This is a genomic window from Flavobacterium acetivorans (genome assembly GCF_020911885.1).
Classification (GTDB): Bacteria; Bacteroidota; Bacteroidia; order Flavobacteriales; family Flavobacteriaceae; genus Flavobacterium; species Flavobacterium acetivorans.
The window spans coordinates 1,691,660-1,710,413 of the sequence record NZ_CP087132.1; the positions used below are offsets into that span (position 1 = coordinate 1,691,660).

At 35.1% G+C, this 18,754-nt stretch carries 13 protein-coding genes; all 13 read left to right on the top strand.

Annotation, left to right across the window (positions count from 1 at the left end; translation table 11 throughout):
- Nucleotides 1-117 precede the first annotated feature (117 nt).
- Nucleotides 118-1,248, top strand: coding sequence for a tRNA guanosine(34) transglycosylase Tgt (gene tgt, locus LNP19_RS07520; RefSeq protein ID WP_230064147.1), 1,131 nt, complete (start codon nt 118-120; stop codon nt 1,246-1,248).
- A 73-nt stretch (nt 1,249-1,321) separates the two neighbouring features.
- Nucleotides 1,322-2,410 carry an LptF/LptG family permease gene (locus LNP19_RS07525; protein WP_230064148.1) on the top strand — a complete coding sequence of 363 codons (1,089 nt, stop codon included), beginning with the start codon at nt 1,322-1,324 and terminating at the stop codon, nt 2,408-2,410.
- Nucleotides 2,397-3,278, top strand: a complete 882-nt coding sequence (locus tag LNP19_RS07530) for a DMT family transporter (protein WP_230064149.1) — start codon at nt 2,397-2,399, stop codon at nt 3,276-3,278. The genes LNP19_RS07525 and LNP19_RS07530 overlap by 14 nt, the downstream gene beginning before the upstream one ends.
- Nucleotides 3,279-3,384: 106 nt before the next feature.
- On the top strand, nt 3,385-5,313 hold the full coding sequence (locus tag LNP19_RS07535) for an LTA synthase family protein (RefSeq protein WP_230064150.1): 1,929 nt from the start codon (nt 3,385-3,387) through the stop codon (nt 5,311-5,313).
- A 221-nt stretch (nt 5,314-5,534) separates the two neighbouring features.
- A complete protein-coding gene (locus LNP19_RS07540) occupies nt 5,535-6,488 on the top strand; it encodes an acetyl-CoA carboxylase carboxyltransferase subunit alpha (RefSeq protein WP_230064151.1) in 954 nt (317 codons plus the stop codon).
- Nucleotides 6,489-6,628: 140 nt separating this feature from the next.
- The gene (dnaB, locus tag LNP19_RS07545; RefSeq protein WP_230064152.1) at nt 6,629-8,173 is read left to right on the top strand and encodes a replicative DNA helicase; all 1,545 of its coding nucleotides are present in this window, start codon (nt 6,629-6,631) and stop codon (nt 8,171-8,173) included.
- Nucleotides 8,174-8,329: 156 nt separating this feature from the next.
- Complete coding sequence (locus tag LNP19_RS07550) at nt 8,330-8,728, top strand: hypothetical protein (protein WP_230064153.1); 399 nt, start codon at nt 8,330-8,332, stop codon at nt 8,726-8,728.
- A 246-nt stretch (nt 8,729-8,974) separates the two neighbouring features.
- A complete protein-coding gene (locus tag LNP19_RS07555) occupies nt 8,975-9,367 on the top strand; it encodes a hypothetical protein (protein WP_230064154.1) in 393 nt (130 codons plus the stop codon).
- Between the two features lie 3 nt (nt 9,368-9,370).
- Entirely contained in the window at nt 9,371-10,162 is a 792-nt protein-coding gene (locus LNP19_RS07560; protein WP_230064155.1) for a sensor histidine kinase, read from the top strand.
- A gap of 3 nt (nt 10,163-10,165) precedes the next feature.
- Entirely contained in the window at nt 10,166-10,852 is a 687-nt protein-coding gene (locus tag LNP19_RS07565) for a response regulator transcription factor (protein ID WP_230064156.1), read from the top strand.
- Nucleotides 10,853-11,254: 402 nt separating this feature from the next.
- On the top strand, nt 11,255-12,469 hold the full coding sequence (locus tag LNP19_RS07570; RefSeq protein WP_428979039.1) for an asparagine synthetase B: 1,215 nt from the start codon (nt 11,255-11,257) through the stop codon (nt 12,467-12,469).
- Nucleotides 12,470-12,946: 477 nt separating this feature from the next.
- Complete coding sequence (locus LNP19_RS07575) at nt 12,947-16,102, top strand: glycoside hydrolase family 2 TIM barrel-domain containing protein (RefSeq protein ID WP_230064158.1); 3,156 nt, start codon at nt 12,947-12,949, stop codon at nt 16,100-16,102.
- Between the two features lie 18 nt (nt 16,103-16,120).
- Nucleotides 16,121-18,742 carry a family 20 glycosylhydrolase gene (locus LNP19_RS07580; RefSeq protein ID WP_230064159.1) on the top strand — a complete coding sequence of 874 codons (2,622 nt, stop codon included), beginning with the start codon at nt 16,121-16,123 and terminating at the stop codon, nt 18,740-18,742.
- Nucleotides 18,743-18,754 lie beyond the last annotated feature (12 nt).

Below are 18,754 nucleotides of genomic sequence, written 5' to 3' on the forward strand. Positions count from 1 at the left end.
AGGAGGGCACGCTTAATAGAAATCATAAAACATTTTTAAATTTTTAACTTATCTAATTATCTAGTTTTCAAATTAACCTATCTTTGCCCGCCGAACAATCGGTAGAAAAACGTTACTATGAAGTTTGATTTATTACAAAAAGACCCGCAGTCCAAAGCTAGAGCGGGAAGTATTACTACAGATCACGGTGTAATTGAAACACCTATTTTCATGCCTGTTGGGACTGTAGCCTCAGTAAAAGGAGTGCACCAGAGAGAATTGAAAGAAGATATAAACCCGGATATTATTCTGGGGAACACCTACCATTTATATTTACGTCCGCAGACGGAAATCTTAGAAAAAGCGGGTGGATTGCATAAATTTATGAACTGGGATCGTAATATTTTGACTGATTCTGGAGGATATCAAGTGTATTCTTTGTCTTCAAATCGAAAGATCAAAGAAGAAGGAGTGAAGTTTAAATCGCATATTGATGGTTCTTATCATTTTTTCACACCAGAAAATGTGATGGAAATTCAGCGTACTATTGGGGCTGATATTATCATGGCTTTTGATGAATGTACACCTTATCCTTGTGATTATAACTATGCAAAACGTTCGATGAAAATGACCCATCGTTGGCTGGACCGATGTGTGAATCATTTGGAAAAAGTGCCTGTGAAATACGGTTACGATCAAGCTTTTTTTCCTATTGTTCAAGGAAGTTGTTATAAGGATTTACGCCAGCAATCAGCAGAATATATAGCTAATTCGAACCAAGTAGGAAACGCTATCGGCGGACTTTCAGTAGGGGAACCAGTCGAAGAAATGTATGCGATGACCGAAGTAGTTTGCGAAATTCTTCCCGAAGACAAACCGCGTTATCTGATGGGCGTAGGGACGCCTATAAATATTTTGGAAAATATAGCTCTTGGAGTTGATATGTTTGACTGCGTGATGCCTACGCGTAACGCCAGAAACGGGATGCTTTTTACGGCTAACGGTACCATTAACATCAAGAATAAAAAATGGGAAGCCGATTTTTCTCCTATTGATGAAATGGGGCATACTTTTGTCGATACGGAATATACTAAAGCTTATTTGCGTCACCTGTTTGCAGCCAATGAATACTTAGGAAAACAAATTGCGACCATCCATAATCTTGGTTTTTATATGTGGCTGGTTCGTGAGGCCCGAAAACATATTATCGCCGGTGATTTTAGGTCTTGGAAAGAAATGATGGTGCGCAATATGAGCCAACGTTTGTAAATTAGTTGATTTGGTTATTTGTTTAATCGAATCTATGAATAGCCAAATTAACGATTAACCGATTAAACTTTTTATGTTAACAATAATAGATAAATATATCCTGAAGAGATACTTGGCCACTTTTGCAGCCATGTTGTTGATGTTTATACCTATTGGGATTATCATTGATGTTTCGGAGAAAATCAACTTCATGATTGAAAATAAGGTGCCGTTTCTTGCTGTTGCGGTCTATTATTATCATTTCACGATTTATTTTGCTAACTCTTTGTTTCCTATTTTTCTGTTTTTATCCATTATTTGGTTTACCTCAAAACTGGCTAACAATACAGAAATTATTGCTATTTTAAGTTCGGGAATTTCTTTTACCCGTTTTTTAAGACCTTATATTATTGGGGCATCGATTATCTCTGTTTTTGTATTGTTGATGGGTTTCTTTGTTGTTCCAGTTTCGAGTGAAGGTTTCAATAATTTCCGATATACCTATCTCAAGACAGGAGGCAAGGAATTGATGCGTGGTGATAATACCGATGTGTATCGACAAATAAGCAGCAATGAATTTTTATATGTGAATAGCTTTAATACAGAATCAAAAGTGGCCTTTAACTTTGTTTTGGAAAAATTCGATAAAGAAAAGCTAGTATCAAAAATTACCGCCAGCAGAATAAAATGGAACCCTAAGGATAGTACGTATACCCTGTATGATTATTCTAAAAGAACTGTAGGTGAATTTGGTGATAAACTTGAAAAAGCACCAGAGAAAAATGCAAAATTCAGTTTTGAATTGGAGGATTTGACTCCGGTGGTTTATATTGCAGAAACCTTGAGTTTGAATAAACTGTACCAGTTTATCGATAAAGAAAAAAAACGAGGATCTTCTAATATCAATGTTTACTTGGTGGTGTTGTATAAGAAATACAGTGTGCCTGTTTCGGCATTTATTTTAACTGTTATTGCTGTTTCGGTTTCTTCAATGAAAAGAAGAGGAGGAATGGGAATGAATCTAACCATTGGAATTGCTGTGGCATTTGGTTTTGTTTTTTTTGATAAAATATTCGGCACTTTAGCTGAGAAGTCTACTTTTTCCCCTTTGATTGCCGTTTGGTTTCCAAATATTGTTTTTGGAATTCTGGCTATATTTTTACTACGCAATGCAAAACGATAAATTCAAAAGTTATTTAAATCTTCATTTAATTGTTTTTATTTGGGGTTTTACGGCCATTTTAGGCGCAATAATTACTATTTCTGCCGATGCTATCGTTTGGTATCGAATGCTTTTTGCAGCAGTTTTTTTATTTTTTTTTATTGCTTTTCAAAAGAAGTCTTTTCGGATTCCCTTAAAATCTTTTCTGAAATTGATTTTTGTGGGATTGTTGATCGCCCTGCATTGGATTTTTTTCTTTCATGCTATTCATGTTTCTAATGTGTCAATCACGCTTTCCGTTTTTTCCTTAGGTGCTTTTTTTGCTTCGTTGTTAGAGCCTATTTTTTATGGTCGAAAAGTACTTTGGTATGAGGTGTTCTTCGGTTTGATAATTATGGCGGGATTAGCGATGATTATGAAAGTAGAGGTGGGTTATATGAGTGGGATGATTTTTGCTTTGATCTCTATTATATTGGGTGTTTTGTTTACGTTGATGAATGGGAAACTAATTGAAAAACATGATGCTACTGTTATTTCTTTTTATGAATTTCTGGCGGGTATGGTTTTTATTTCTGTTTATTTCTTGTATCAAAATAAGTTCTCCGTAGATTTCTTTGATCTAAATCTTAATAACTGGATGTTGATCCTGCTTCTTGCTTCCATTTGTACGGCTTATGCTTTTACAGCTTCGGTAAAAGTAATGGAGAAACTAAGTCCTTATACGGTGATGCTTACCACTAATTTAGAGCCTGTTTATGGTATTATTTTAGCGTATTTTATCATTGGCGGTAAAGAGAAAATGAGTTTTTCTTTTTATGTGGGAGCCGTGATTATTATTATAACGGTCATTTTGAATGGAGTTATAAAGCACAGGCAGAAAGAAGTTTAAGTTATTTTTTACATTTAATTTTAGGTTTCAATTAGAGTTTTTTTAACAGTATGGAACAAATTAAATGTGATACCTTTGCCAAGTTTTACTAATTAATAAAAATAGAATGCAAAAACACTTGCGCCTAAACGAGTACAAAATCTTATTTTACAGGATAGCTTTAGCCTATTTATTTTATTTTATTGCCCGGGTTTTATTTTATTACTTTAATGCTGATTTGCTGAGAGTTGAGTCGGTTAGTGATTTTTTATCGCTTAGTTATTATGGATTGGCTTTTGATACTACGGCCATTTTATATATAAATTTGCTGTTTATCGTTTTTTCCATTCTTCCTTTTTGGAAAAATACCAATGCAGGATATCAAAAGTTTCTGTTTTATTTGTATTTCGGTACTAATCTACTGGCTTTTGCTACTAATTTTATAGATTTTATTTACTATAAATTTACCTTTGCCCGTACTACATCTGCAGCCTTGAATGTTTTAGAACATGAAACGAATAAAACGACTTTGTTCCTTAATTTTTTGGTAGAATATTGGTATGTCTTTGCGTTGTTTGTTTTGACTTCGGCACTTTGGGTATTTTTGTATAAAAGAATAAAAGTACAGGATTTTAAACCTACAGGATATGTGCCATATTTTAGCTTTTCTACCGTTGGGTTTTTAATGATCGTTTTATTTGTGATTGGAGGAATTCGTGGTGGTGATTTCAAGAAATCCACAAGACCGATTAATCTTTTGGATGCCAGTCGTAATGTAAAAAATATTGTACATTCGGATATTGTTTTGAATACGCCTTTTGCAATAATTCGAACTTTATTCTCTAATAGTTTTTTAAAGGTTGATTATCCTGAAGTCAATTCGAAAGTTATTACTGATAAAATTCAACCTGTAAAAAGCTATCACAATAATCCGAAAACCAAACCGAACGTAGTGGTTTTTATTCTGGAGAGTTATGGACGGGAATACATTGGTGCTTTCAATAAAAAATCGAATATACCGGATTATAAAAGTCACGCGCCTTTTTTGGATTCTTTGGCGCAGCATAGTATGATTTTTACCAATGCTTATGCTAATGGAAGACAGTCCATTCACGGCATGTCCTCTGTTTTGGCAGGTATTCCTTCGTTTAAGGATGCTTTTACTTCTTCGCCTTATCCAAAACAAAAAATAGAATCGCTTGTTTCTACTTTAAAAGGAGAAGGATACAATACTTCCTTTTTTCATGGTGCTGCCAATGGTTCTATGGGATTTTTAGGTTTCAGTAAAATTCTGGGAATAGATGATTATTACGGAAGAACGGAGTTCAATGATGATTCTCAATTTGATGGTTTTTGGGGAATTTGGGACGAGCCTTTCCTTCAGTTTATGAAAAAAACATTGGACACAAAGAAAACACCGTTTTTCGCTTCTGTATTTACGGTTTCCTCACACGAGCCTTATGTTATTCCTGAAAAATATAAAAATCGTTTTCATGAGGGAGGTGTTCCTATTCATAAAGCTGTCGAATATACAGATTATGCAGTGAAACGTTTCTTCGAAGAGGCCAAAAAAGAACCTTGGTTTGAGAACACCATTTTCGTGATGGTGGCTGATCATTGTAATCAAATTTATTATGATGAGTATCAAAAACCCATAAATCGTTTTGCGGTACCTATATTGATTTACAAACCAAATAGTAGTTATGTGGGAGTCGATGAAGATTTGGCACAGCAAATCGATATTTATCCTACTATTTTGGACATGATAGGTTACGATAAGCCTTTTAGAAGCTGGGGCAGAAGTTTGTTGGATAAAAAAACCTCAGTCCCATTTGTAATCAACTCTACCGGAAATATTTATCAATTCGCAAAGGGAAATTACATTTGTACATTTGACGGAAAAAAAGCCCTTGGTTTTTATGATAAAGAGGATAAAGCATTGAAGCATAATTTAATAAAGAAAAGAAATGCTGAAATGGATGAAATAGAGTTAAACTGCAAGGCTTTTATCCAGGATTATATGGAAAGAGTAGTAGATAAAAAACTGGATAAGTAGTAATTGGTTTATCTTCTTTGTGTTAAAGAATCAATAAATTAATTTCTGGCTATTATTTTTTAAAATTAAATCAAAAGCTGTCCTCAAGTATTGCTTTGACTTTGAACTAAATTGCAAATTCAGACCGATAGTTTTAGGACATAAATAAAAAATATAGCTTTATGAACGATATAATATTTTATATTTGCAGTCCAAAATAAAAACAAAAACGCACAAATCCTATGGAATATTTAGATTTTGAGCTTCCGATAAAAGAACTAGAAGATCAGTTAGATAAATGCCTTGTTATTGGTCAGGAGTCAGATGTTGACGTTACAGATACTTGTAAACAAATCAACAAAAAACTAATAGATACTAAGAAGGAGATTTACAAAAATTTGACGGCATGGCAAAGGGTACAATTGTCTAGACATCCAAGTCGTCCGTACACAATGGACCATATCAAGGCACTTTGCGGAGATAGTTTTCTTGAACTTTTTGGGGATAGAAACTTCAAAGATGATAAAGCCATGGTTGGTGGATTGGGTAAAATTGGAGGACAATCTTTTATGATTGTTGGTCAACAAAAAGGCTATAATACAAAGACAAGGCAATACAGAAACTTTGGGATGGCAAATCCTGAGGGGTACCGTAAAGCATTGCGATTGATGAAAATGGCTGAAAAATTTGGAATTCCAGTTATAACACTTATCGATACTCCGGGTGCTTATCCTGGACTTGAAGCTGAAGAACGTGGACAAGGGGAAGCCATTGCCAGAAATATCTTTGAGATGGTTCGTCTTAAGGTGCCTATTATAACAATTATTGTAGGTGAAGGTGCTTCCGGTGGTGCTTTAGGAATAGGTGTTGGAGACCGAGTTTACATGTTAGAAAATACTTGGTATTCTGTTATTTCTCCTGAATCTTGCTCTTCTATTTTATGGAAAAGCTGGGAATACAAAGAAATAGCTGCTGAAGCTTTGAAATTGACTTCTTCTGACATGAAAAAGCAAAAACTGATTGATGATATCATACCTGAGCCATTAGGTGGAGCACACTACGACAGAGAGACTACTTTCAAGACAGTGGAGCATTATATTATGAAAGGTTATAATGAATTGAAAGACTTATCAACAGCAGATCTAATCGCTCAGAGAATGGATAAATACTGTAAAATGGGCGAGTTCAAGGAGTAAAATCTTACATTTTTATAAAAAATCCGAAGCCTTGTTGTTTCGGATTTTTTTTTGGTTGTAAACAAAATTGAGGTACTTATAAACAATTCTTTGTAATAACTCAATAGCATTTTTTTTTAATTTTATGGTACATTCGCTATATGGAAAACTTCAAAAATATAAGCCCTGTTAAGGTAGATAAAACAACAATTATAAGTCTGGAAAAGGGGAAGTTACCACCTCAGGCTATCGAACTGGAAGAGGCTGTACTTGGCGCCATGATGATTGATAAAAAAGGAGTTGATGATGTAATTGACATCTTGCAACCGGACGCTTTTTATAAAGAGGCACACAAACATATTTTTGAAGCAATAGTTCAATTATTTACAGATACACAGCCAATTGATTTGTTGACCGTTTCGGCTCAATTAAGAAAAAATGCTAAACTAGATTTAGCGGGAGGTGATTTCTATTTGATTCAATTGACCCAAAAAATTTCTTCTTCGGCGCATATTGAGTTTCACTCTAGAATTATTCTGCAGAAATTTATCCAGCGAAGTTTGATTCGTATTTCTTCGGAGATTATCGAAGATTCCTATGATGATACGGCAGATGTTTTTGATTTATTGGACAAAGCCGAATCAAAACTATACGAAGTTACTCAGGGGAATATCAAGCGTAGTTCCGAAACGGCTCAGAGTTTAGTATTACAGGCTAAAAAGAGAATTGAAGAAATAGCCGGACAAGAAGGATTAAGTGGAGTAGCGACCGGTTTTGAGAAATTAGATAAATTAACTTCCGGTTGGCAACCAAGTGATTTAATTATTATTGCGGCTAGACCTGCGATGGGAAAAACAGCCTTTGTATTATCGATGGCTCGAAATATGGCTATTGATTTTGGAATGCCTGTAGCATTGTTCTCACTGGAGATGGCATCCGTTCAGTTGATCACGCGTTTGATTTCTTCGGAAACGGGATTGTCTTCCGAAAAATTGCGTACCGGAAAACTCGAAAAACACGAATGGGAGCAATTAAGTACGAAAGTGAAAAATTTAGAAAAAGCACCCCTTTTTATAGATGATACACCATCACTATCTATTTTTGATTTAAGAGCCAAAGCAAGACGTTTAGTTTCGCAACACGGGATACGAATTATAATTGTTGATTATTTGCAGTTGATGACTGCCGGAGGGAATGCAAAAGGGGGAGGAAATAGAGAGCAGGAAATCTCGACAATTTCCAGAAACTTGAAAGCATTGGCTAAGGAATTGAATGTTCCAGTTATTGCGCTTTCCCAATTATCGCGTGCGGTAGAGACTCGTGGATCCAGTAAAAGACCATTGCTTTCTGACCTTCGTGAATCGGGAGCGATTGAGCAAGATGCTGATATTGTTTCGTTTTTATATCGTCCGGAATATTATAAAATTGACGAGTGGGATGATGATGAAGCTTCTCCAACTGCCGGACAGGCCGAAATTATGATTGCCAAGCACCGTAATGGTGGTATTGAAAACGTACGTTTGAAATTTATTGGACATCTTGGTAAATTTGACAATTTAGAAGATTACAGCGGAAATTATGATGATTTACCATCATCTATGAATCAGGATGAAAATCCTTTTGCAACTAAAAATTTGCCATCAGCGCATGAGGCTTTTGGAAGCAATTTAAATGACGACGATGATGACAGTGATATGCCATTTTAAAACAAAAATCCATCTGACTAAAACGGATGGATTTTTTTTGTCGTTTAATAAAAATCTTTTAAAATTTTAACATTTGATTAATTGAGAAAAAATAAGTAGTAAATTAGCGTCAAAATACTTTTAAAAAGATTGTTTTAATTTATAAAAGTTTAAATTATGACCCAAGAAACCAACCCTATGAGTAATAATACTGGAGAAGTAAAAAAGATTAATACTATTCCTTTAAAAGAGGCAAAAGCATGGGTTAATAGATGGAGTAAGAAAGAAGGACATTACAATAAGCATCACGAGTTGCATGCTTTCCTTATTCCAAAAATTGATTTGATTGAAGTTTTAGCAGAAGGTGTAGATGCAGTAAGAGCTTATATTGGGGTTGATGCAAATAATGTGGAAAAGCTTATGATAGTTGGAACTAAACTTAATCCGGAAACAGGAATCTACGAAGACATGATTACCATTGGTGCAGGGGCTTCAGCAACTGAGCAAGATGATATTTATGATTTTTCAACGCCTTGTCCGCCTGCCGGTGATCCGGAAAGTCCATTAAATCAGTAATGACGGATGTATTACACACTTGTAAATATTGGATATTTAATTTCTTTAGTAAATTTAGTATTATATTTGAAAAGCTTTTATGCTTACGGGAAAGCTTTTCAATTCTTTAGATGGTATTTAGGAATAATTTTCAGCATTCAAATCATATCATTTATTATGATGAAGTTATATATTAACAACTTGTTTGTGTCTCATTTTTATTTTATTGGACAATTTGTATTGTTGGGGTTATTTTATGAATCCTTAATGATAGCAAAACGACAAAAAGATTTTGTAAAATGGGGCATTGGTATGGGCTTACTTGCTTTAGGAGTGCAGTATGCTTTTGATCCTAAGCAATTTTTTCAGTTCAATTTGTTTGAGATTGCCGTTACTTCTTTGTTGTTAGTCGTATTTGCTGTTTTGCATCTGTACAACATGCTCACCGAGAAGAAAGAGTTTTATTACATCAATTTGGGAATTATCATTTACTTGTTGGGAAGTACGGTTTTGTTTTTTGTTGGAAATTTAACTGCTTTATTGAATCCAAAACTAAGTTTGCTAACATGGACGTTGAATGCTGGATTGATAATCATTTACCAACTGTTTATATTATTGGAATGGAAAAAAAGCTTTTCTAAAAAAGCAATTCAAAAATAAATCATGTTAGCAAACCCAGCATACGAGAAAGAAATAATCAGAATAATTCTGTTTACTTCAGTTTTTTTTATTGTTGTTTCGGTAGTTTTAGTCTTGTTCTTTTATTTTTCGAGGAAAAAAATTATCCAGAAGGAATTAGAAAAAAGTGATTTGATTATACAGTATCAAAAAGAGCAATTGCGAGCCGTCATCATTACACAGGAAGAAGAACGAAAACGAATTGCCCAAGACTTACATGATGATATCAGCTCAAAACTAAACGTTGTTTCCTTGAATAGTCATCTTCTAAAAGCATCAAATTTGACCAAGAATGAAATTGAAGATATTACCGGAAATATCATTAGTCTCACCGGAAAAGCATTAGAGAGTACCCGAAGGATTGCCCATGATTTATTGCCTCCTGTATTTGATAAATTTGGACTTCATGCCGGTGTTGAGGAATTGTGTTTAGAATTTAACAGCAGTAAATCAGTTCGGGTAGAGTATCATAATGCGGTTGTGTTTGACGATTTAGAAAAGGATAAACATCTTCATGTTTTTAGGGTTTTACAAGAATTGATGAATAATTCACTTCGGCATGGAAAAGCTTCAAAAATTGTGATAGCTTTTGAAAAAAAAGAAAGTAAGAAAGTGTGTAGGTATTTTGATAATGGGATAGGATTTGATTTGAAGGACAAGAGGAATCAAAACGGTCTTGGGATGAATAATATAAAGAGTAGAATTGATTTTTTAGGAGGCGAAATTTTCTTTTCTTCTCAAATCAATAACGGAACTCAAGTCACTTTTAATTTTTAAATTATGAATGAGAGCATAAAAATAATTTTAGCAGATGATGAAGTTCTTTTTAGAAAAGGAATCTCTTTTCTATTGAGTAGAGAGGAAAATTTGGAGATTATTTTTGAAGCTTCAAGCGGTAGTGAACTTATTTTGTTTTTGCGGGAAGCTCAAAGTCTTCCGGATATTATCATTATGGATTTGAAAATGCCTTCATTAAATGGTGTTGAAGCGACGAAAATCATTCTTAAAGAATTTCCCCAAATCAAGATTATTGCTTTGACTAGTTATGAATCTAAATCTTTTGTCGCTAATATGATTGCTATTGGTGCTGTTTCTTATCTCGTAAAAAATGCAAGCCCTCAAGAATTATTGAAAACCATACAAGAGGTAGCTTTAAAAGGATTTTACTATTCGGATTATGTGCTGAAAATTATTCAGGAAAATTTATTGGAAGAGAAGAATACTAAAAGTCACATGGATTCTAACTTTTTGACCAATCGAGAACTGGAGGTATTAAAAATGATTTGCGATCAAAATACAACCGTCGAAATAGCCGAAAAACTTTTTATCAGTCCAAGAACCGTAGAAGGGCACAGGAATAATTTATTACTCAAAACCGAATCTAAAAATAGCGCAGGATTAGTAGTTTTTGCTATACAAAATGAGTTGGTAATCCTGGAGAAAAAAGAAATAGATCGATTCTTTTGAGTTGTAAGTTTTATTGAAAAAGGAAATTAAAGGACAAAACATAAAAAGCAATAATAATAACTATTAATAGAAATAAAGCTGGTTTTTTAAGTTTTGCGAGACCTTTTAATTCAGTGTTTCTTTCGCTTGATTCCATTAGAGTTTTTTTTGTTTAAATTTGACAGAAACAAATTTAAGTATTGGAATCTGGATGGCTATGGGGGTTTTTACGTGTTTTATTATGTTTTTCGCTGTAATAGTAAAATCAGAATGTTTTTGATCACAGGTCAATTAGATTTTGAAACAGAATAAAAAGTAAGATTTTAAGGTACTAAAATGCCGTGCTTTTTTATCTTTGATAGAAAATAGTTTAAAATGATGTTCAAAAGAGTACTATGCTTTCTTTTTTTGCTGATTTCAATAATGGCAAAGGCTTCTTTTATTCTCTTGCCAATGGACGAGAACACGCAAAAGAACCATCTCAAAGCTTATGGAATAACCTTTTGGTGTTTAGAAAAAAACTATAAAGCCAGCTGGTTGCTCAATTATCGGGGTGGGGCTTTTTTACTTCCTGATGTCTTAGAAATACGCAAAGAATGTCAAATTCGTGGTGTTAGTTTTGAGATCCTATCTGATGCCGAGCAAACTAATATATTGAATGAGATAGCAAGTCCTTCGCAAAACATGGAAGCGGTTATTCTGGAGAAAGCTCCCAGAATTGCGGTTTATACCCCTAAAGGGAAACAACCATGGGATGATGCCGTTACTCTTGTTTTGACTTATGCCGAGATTCCTTTTACTGCTGTATATGATGAAGAGGTTTTAACTAATCAATTGCTGCTTTATGACTGGTTGCATTTGCATCATGAAGATTTTACGGGGCAATATGGGAAGTTTTTTGGTACTTATAAAAATGCGCCTTGGTATATTGAACAAAAAAATGAAGCAGAAGTTTTAGCTGCTAAATTAGGTTATCCAAAAGTTTCCCAAGAGAAAGGCGCTGTTGCTAAAAAAATCAGGGATTTCGTCATTGGAGGCGGATTCATGTTTGCCATGTGTTCTGCTACCGATAGTTTTGATATCGCCTTGGCTGCGGATGGAGTTGATATTTGTGAGCCTATGTTTGATGGTGATCAGAGCGAGGCCAATTATCAGTCTAAAATAAATTATGCGAATTCCTTTGCCTTTAAGGATTTTACATTGGAAAGAAAGCCTGAAAGATATGAGTTTTCAGATATTGACATGACTGATAAAAGAAGAATTCCTATGGATAAAGATTACTTTAGTCTAATGGATTTTTCGGCAAAGTGGGATCCTATTCCCAGTATGCTGTGTCAGAATCATACTCAACTTGTTAAAGGTTTTATGGGACAAACGACTTCTTTTGACGCTGCTTTAATAAAATCTAATGTTTTAGTCATGGGGAGTTGTGAACTAAACGGAGAAGCACGATACATTCATGGTCAAAAAGGAAAGGGAATGTTTACTTTTTATGGCGGTCATGATCCCGAGGATTATCAGCATCAGGTAGGTGATGCGCCCACAGTTTTGGATCTGCATCCCAATTCGCCTGGATATCGTTTGATTCTGAATAATGTGCTGTTTCCTGCTGCCAGAAAGAAAAAACAAAAAACATAATCGAATTACTAAAAACCAAGAAAAGCCAATCGTTTGCGATTGGCTTTTTTTTTAGTGATAAATCACAGTTTCTTGGTGCTTTAAATATGATTTTCTCTCATATTGGAAGGGTTTTATAGAAATAAAAAAAACTGGTAGGGACTGGTATATTTTATAACTAAAGTGTCCTATTTTTGGATTTGGTTTTTTTTTAAAATGGAAACAAAATGTCGTTGAATAAATGATATTGTAAATCTATCCGGTAGATAAATGCAAATAATAAGTTTTTTGTGTTAATTAAAAAGCAACAGCTGTTATTGATTGATGCCGGATTTTGTAATCAGATTGATATAAAACCGAATAGTGAGGGACAACTATGTCTATTAATTTTGAACCAAAAATGATATATTAAAAGTTATGAAAAAAACAAAGCCGTGCAAGACAGTTTATCGACAGATTCTTTGTAATAGTATTAAAATTAAAAGATTAGAAAAAATCATGATGCTAGTCGCTATGTTTTTTTTGTCTGCTGTCAGTTTTGCTCAACTACCTGCCGAACTACTCAATCCAGAGATCGTTTCTATAAATAGAATGCCCATGAGAAACAGCGCTTTTAGTTTCGAAAACATGGAGAAAGCCAAGCTGTACGACAGAGAGAAATCGGCTAACTATTTTTCATTAAACGGAAGTTGGAAATTCAATTGGGTGCAAGACCCGAACCAGCGTCCAGAGAATTTTTTCGAAACCACTTATGATGATTCTAAGTGGACGGATTTTCGTATACCAGCGAGTTGGGAGGTAAATGGCTATGGTTTGCCAATTTATGTAAACCAGCCTTATGATTTTGCCGGCCATAATTTACGCTATGCCAAAATGAATCCACCATTTGATATTCCTTTCAATAACAATCCGGTAGGTTCGTATCGTAAAAAAATCACTTTACCTGCCAATTGGAAGGGGAAACAGGTCTTTATTCACGTAGGTAATGCTAAATCTTGTCTTTTTGTTTGGGTAAACGGAAAAAAAGTAGGTTACAGTGAAGACAGTAAATTAGCGGCTGAATTTGATATTACAAAATTTTTGAAGCCAGGAGAAAACTTAATCGCTTTTCAAGTGTACCGTTGGAGTGATGCCAGTTATTTAGAATGTCAGGATATGTTCCGTTTTTCAGGAATCGAAAGAGACGTTTTTTTGTATGCCACAGAAAAATTAAATATTCGTGATACTAAGATTATCAGTACTCTTGACGATACTTATACAAATGGATTGCTTAGCATTGATGCCGAAATTAACAGCTATAAAACCGAAAAAGGATTATATAGCAAGAAAGACAGCCTAACGGTTGAGGTACGTTTAGAGGATGCCAAAGGAAATGTGGTTTACCAAGATAAAACCAAAGATTTTAAAACCATATTGGGGAAATATAAGACGAACGTAGAATTTCAAACTACTATAAAAAACGTACAAAAATGGACGGCAGAAACGCCTTATCTGTACCGTTTATACCTTACTTTAAAAAATGCAAAAGGTGCTGTGATTGAAGTAGTACCACTTCGTATTGGTTTCAAAAAAATAGAAATCAAAGGAGCTGATTTTCTTGTAAACGGAAAAAGAGTTTTCATAAAAGGAGTTAACAGGCATGAACATCACCCTACAAATGGTCATACCTTGAGTAAGGAAGACATGAGAAAAGATATGGAGATGATGAAGAAACTGAACGTCAATGCGGTTCGTCAGTCGCATTATCCGTCAGATCCATATTGGATGGAACTTTGTGATGAATACGGTTTGTATGTGGTGAATGAAGCCAACATTGAATCGCACGGTTTGGGTTACGATTTGGATGTGACTTTGGCAAACAATCCACTTTGGAAAGAATCGCATTTGCAACGTATTCAGCGTATGTATGAAAGAGATAAAAATCATGTTTCGGTAGTAACTTGGTCTTTAGGAAACGAAGCCGGTGACGGAGCTAACTTTTATGCCGCTTACGATTGGTTGAAACAGCATACGACTTTGCCAATTCAGTATGAAAGAGATATTAATTATGAAAGGCCAAATGATACGCATTATTCAGAGATTTTTTGCCCGCAATATATGTCTCCCGACGCTTTGTTGAGGTATTCAAAAAGTGATGCCAAAATTCCAAATATTCAAAGTGAATATGCCCACATTATGGGGAACAGTTTGGGGAATTTTCAAGATTATTGGGATGTGGTAGAAAATAATCCAAAACTTCAGGGAGGATTTATATGGGAATGGATTGACCAATCGATAGATACCCTTAAAAATGGCAAACGCATCAAGGCGTATGGCGGAGATTTTCCGCTAGAAGGACCAGTTGATGAAAATTTAAGTGATAATAATTTCTGTGTAAAAGGAGTGGTTACGGCCTACAGAGAAATTACGCCAATGGCTTTGGAAGTGAAAAAAGCACACCAAAACATTAAAACAAAATCCATTGGCAACAATACGATTGCCATTAAAAACGGTTTTTTCTTTAAAAATCTGGATAATGTAATGATGCGTTGGCAATTGATGGAAAATGGAATTGCCAAAGAAAATGGCATCATTAACACTATTTCATTAGGGCCACAAACTGAAAAAGAATTCAGATTAGTAATCAAAACAGCGCAGAAAACCGATAAAGAATACCAGTTGAATGTGTATTATTCGCTAAAAACTGAAGAGCCTTTCTTGCCAAAAGGATACGAAATTGCCGATGATCAGTTTGTACTAAAAACACTTCCGGCAGCTGCATTTACGCCAAAAATGAAAAAAGCTTTGGTCTTGAAAGAAACGAAAGAGCAGTGTACTATTTCTGGAGACAAATTTGAGGTTGTTTTTGATTTGAAAAAAGGTATCATGACGAGCTATAGTGTCAAAGGGGAGCAATTTATCGAGCAAGGACCAAAACCTTCATTCTGGAGAGCACCAACAGACAACGATATTGGAGCAGGATTCAATACCAGCCTAAGAAAATGGAGAAATGCCTATGATAATGCTACTGAAATGCAGACCGCTGTTTCAAAAAACACAGATGGTTCGGTTCAAGTAAAATTTACAAGTAAATTGATTGACGGAGAAGCTTCGCACCAACAACTATTTACAGTTTACGGTGATGGAAGTATCAAAGTAGATAATGAATTTACGGCTATTAAAGGTAAAAATTCGTTGTTGTTGAGAGCTGGAAATGATTTGGTTATCAATAAAAATTTTAATACCATCAATTGGTATGGTCGCGGTCCGGGTGAGAATTATTGGGATAGAAAAACCAATACATTCATTGGTCAATTCAAGCAATCAGTAGATGAGCAGTATTTTCCGTATGCCAGACCACAGGAAAGCGGGAACAAAACCGAAGTGCGCTGGGTGACTTTTGCCAATGCAAAAGGTAAAAAAATCAGTTTTGCATTTGTAGATCATTTATTGAGTTTTTCAGCCTTGCCTTATAATCTAGACGATTTAGATCCTGAAGCGCAAAAGAAACAATACCATAGTGGCGAATTGAATAAAAGAAACGAAATCTACCTTCACATGGACTTGCAGCAAACAGGTATGCAAGGGATTGATAGCTGGGGTTCTATGCCAATGGAGAAATACAGAATTCCGTTTAAAAATTACAAGTACAGCTATTGGATGAAAGTTGAATAATCAATTTTAGATAAAAAAATGAAAAAACAGATTGTCTTTTTAGTATTGCTTCTAGTTTTTTTTAGTACCAATGCACAACAGAAAAAGGTGTCGGGATTAGTTCCCGGTACCGTTTCTGTTTTAAAAAAAACAACACTGCCTGATAGTTTGTTTTCTACCTATTATCACCAACGGGTTTCCCATTTTAGAAGCCTGCCTTTAACAAAAAATGATATTGTTTTCTTAGGAAACAGTATTACCGATGGAGCGGAATGGAGCGAATTATTTGCAGACAATCGCATCAAAAACCGCGGAATCAGCGGTGACATAAGTACTGGAGTCCTGAACCGTATTGATGAAATCAGCATAAGAAAACCCGCAAAAGTTTTTTTACTGATAGGAACTAATGACCTTTCAAGAAATACTTCGACAGATAGTGTTTTTAAAAATATCACAAAAATTGCTTCTTATCTAAAACAGGAATCCCCTTCGACTAAATTGTACGTGCAAAGTATATTGCCGGTGAATGATGTCTACAAAAAATTTGGAGGACACACCAGCAAAGGAGAACAAATAAAACAGTTAAATGCCAAGTTGAAACAAAATGCAGCGGCATTCCCTTATACTTATATGGATTTGCACACTCCATTTTGTGATCAAAATGGTAAGCTAATAAAAGAATTTACTAATGATGGTTTACACCTCAAGGGAGAAGGCTATTTAATGTGGAAGCATTTGGTTTATCCTTATGTTTTTGATTTGGAATCCAAACCTTCTTTATTGCCTAAACCGCAACAGTTGAAATGGAATAACGGTTTTTTTCCATTAACTGGAGTTACTACAATTGTTACAGATAATCCGGCTTTGGCAAAGGAAGCTTTGGTCCTGAAAAAAGCGATGGAGCAAAAAGGTCTCAATGTGAAATTAGCCAATGAAGTGTCGGAGGCAACAAACTATATTCAGCTTCGTCTGGGAAAAGTCGCTTCGCTGCAAAATCAATCTGAGGCCTATCATCTGGAAACAACGGCCAATAAAATTGTACTTACCGCCAATACACCTCAGGGTATTTATAGTGGTATCCAGACTTTATTGCAGTTAATGCGCGACAATGTTTTTGTAGATGCTGTTGAAATTACAGATTGGCCCGCTTTTGCTTGGCGCGGATTTATGGTCGATGTGGGAAGAAATTTTCAATCCGTTAAATTGTTAAAGCAACAAATTGATGCGATGGTAGCTTATAAACTGAATATTTTTCACTTTCATCCTACCGAAGATATCGCTTGGCGTTTGCAAAGTAAGCTTTATCCGCAGTTAACAAATCCGGAATTTATGCTTCGTGACAAAGGCGAATATTATACGGAGCGTGATTTAAAAGAGTTAATCAATTATTGCAAAGAAAGATACATCACCTTAGTTCCTGAAATTGATATGCCAGGTCACAGCGCTGCTTTCAAAAGGGCGATGGGAGTTGATATGCAAAGCGATGAAGGTTTAGAAATTGTAAAAAACATCATAAAAGAATTTTGTGCCACCTATGATGTGCCTTATTTGCATTTGGGTGCCGATGAGGTAAAAATCACCAATCAAAAGTTTTTGCCCGAAGTAATTGCTTTAACCGAAAGTTTAGGGAAAAAAGTAATAGGATGGGAGCCAGGTGGGAATTTTAGTGATGGAGTAATTCGCCAGCTTTGGATGGAAGGCGCAACTAAGGTAAGTAAGAATAAAAGTATAAAATATCTGGATTCAAGGCATTTGTATTTAAACCACATGGATCCTCTCGAAAGTGTAGTCACTATTTTTAATCGCCAAATATGCAATTTAAGCGAAGGCAATGAAAATGCTTTGGGGGCTATCGTTTGCGTTTGGAATGATAGGGCTGTGGCCAATGAAGAAGATGTTATGACTATGAATCCGGTTTATCCCGGCATGTTAGCTTTTGCTGAACGCAGCTGGCTTGGTGGTGGTCATGCGGGTTGGACAGCAACTATTGGTGAGCCAAATAGTGAAAGAGCGATTGCTTTTGCAGAGTTCGAAAACCGTTTGTTGGATCAAAAAAAGCAATATTTTAAAGACTTAGCTTTTACTTATGTAAAACAAGCTGATTTGGTTTGGGATATTTATGGTCCTTTTGACAATAAAGGGGATTTAACCAAAATTTTTGCACCCGAAAAGCCAAAATTTAACCCATCGAAAGAAAAACCATTGTACAAAGAGAGCGGTGGTACTTTGGTAATGAGACACTGGTGGGCTCCGCTAATTTCGGGAGTTATAGAACAACCAAAAGAAAATACGACTTGGTATGCTCAAACTCAAATTTGGAGTGATGAGGATAAAGAGCAGGAATTTTGGATTGGTTTTAATAATTTATCTCGTTCCATGAATACGGATTCTCCAGTGGCGGGAACTTGGAATAATTTGAATAGTTTAATTTGGGTAAATAATGAGTTGGTTGAACCACCGCTTTGGGAACGTCCTAACCAAAAAGGTAACTCAGAAATCCCACTAATTGATGAAGGATACGAATTTAGAGAACCAACAAAAATCACTTTAAAAAAGGGATGGAATGAGGTCAGGGTAAAACTGCCGGTAGGCTCATTCAAAGGAACTAATTGGCAAAATCCAGTAAAATGGATGTTCACTTTTGTTGAAGTAACCGAATAAGGATTCTAGTCA

Coding starts and splice junctions, on each gene's coding strand:
- LNP19_RS07540 (WP_230064151.1), top strand. CDS start 5,535: ATGGAATATTTAGATTTTGAGCTTCCGATAAAAGAACTAGAAGATCAG.
- LNP19_RS07525 (WP_230064148.1), top strand. CDS start 1,322: ATGTTAACAATAATAGATAAATATATCCTGAAGAGATACTTGGCCACT.
- LNP19_RS07565 (WP_230064156.1), top strand. CDS start 10,166: ATGAATGAGAGCATAAAAATAATTTTAGCAGATGATGAAGTTCTTTTT.
- dnaB (WP_230064152.1), top strand. CDS start 6,629: ATGGAAAACTTCAAAAATATAAGCCCTGTTAAGGTAGATAAAACAACA.
- tgt (WP_230064147.1), top strand. CDS start 118: ATGAAGTTTGATTTATTACAAAAAGACCCGCAGTCCAAAGCTAGAGCG.
- LNP19_RS07530 (WP_230064149.1), top strand. CDS start 2,397: ATGCAAAACGATAAATTCAAAAGTTATTTAAATCTTCATTTAATTGTT.
- LNP19_RS07570 (WP_428979039.1), top strand. CDS start 11,255: ATGGCAAAGGCTTCTTTTATTCTCTTGCCAATGGACGAGAACACGCAA.
- LNP19_RS07550 (WP_230064153.1), top strand. CDS start 8,330: ATGACCCAAGAAACCAACCCTATGAGTAATAATACTGGAGAAGTAAAA.
- LNP19_RS07560 (WP_230064155.1), top strand. CDS start 9,371: ATGTTAGCAAACCCAGCATACGAGAAAGAAATAATCAGAATAATTCTG.
- LNP19_RS07575 (WP_230064158.1), top strand. CDS start 12,947: ATGATGCTAGTCGCTATGTTTTTTTTGTCTGCTGTCAGTTTTGCTCAA.
- LNP19_RS07535 (WP_230064150.1), top strand. CDS start 3,385: ATGCAAAAACACTTGCGCCTAAACGAGTACAAAATCTTATTTTACAGG.
- LNP19_RS07555 (WP_230064154.1), top strand. CDS start 8,975: ATGATAGCAAAACGACAAAAAGATTTTGTAAAATGGGGCATTGGTATG.
- LNP19_RS07580 (WP_230064159.1), top strand. CDS start 16,121: ATGAAAAAACAGATTGTCTTTTTAGTATTGCTTCTAGTTTTTTTTAGT.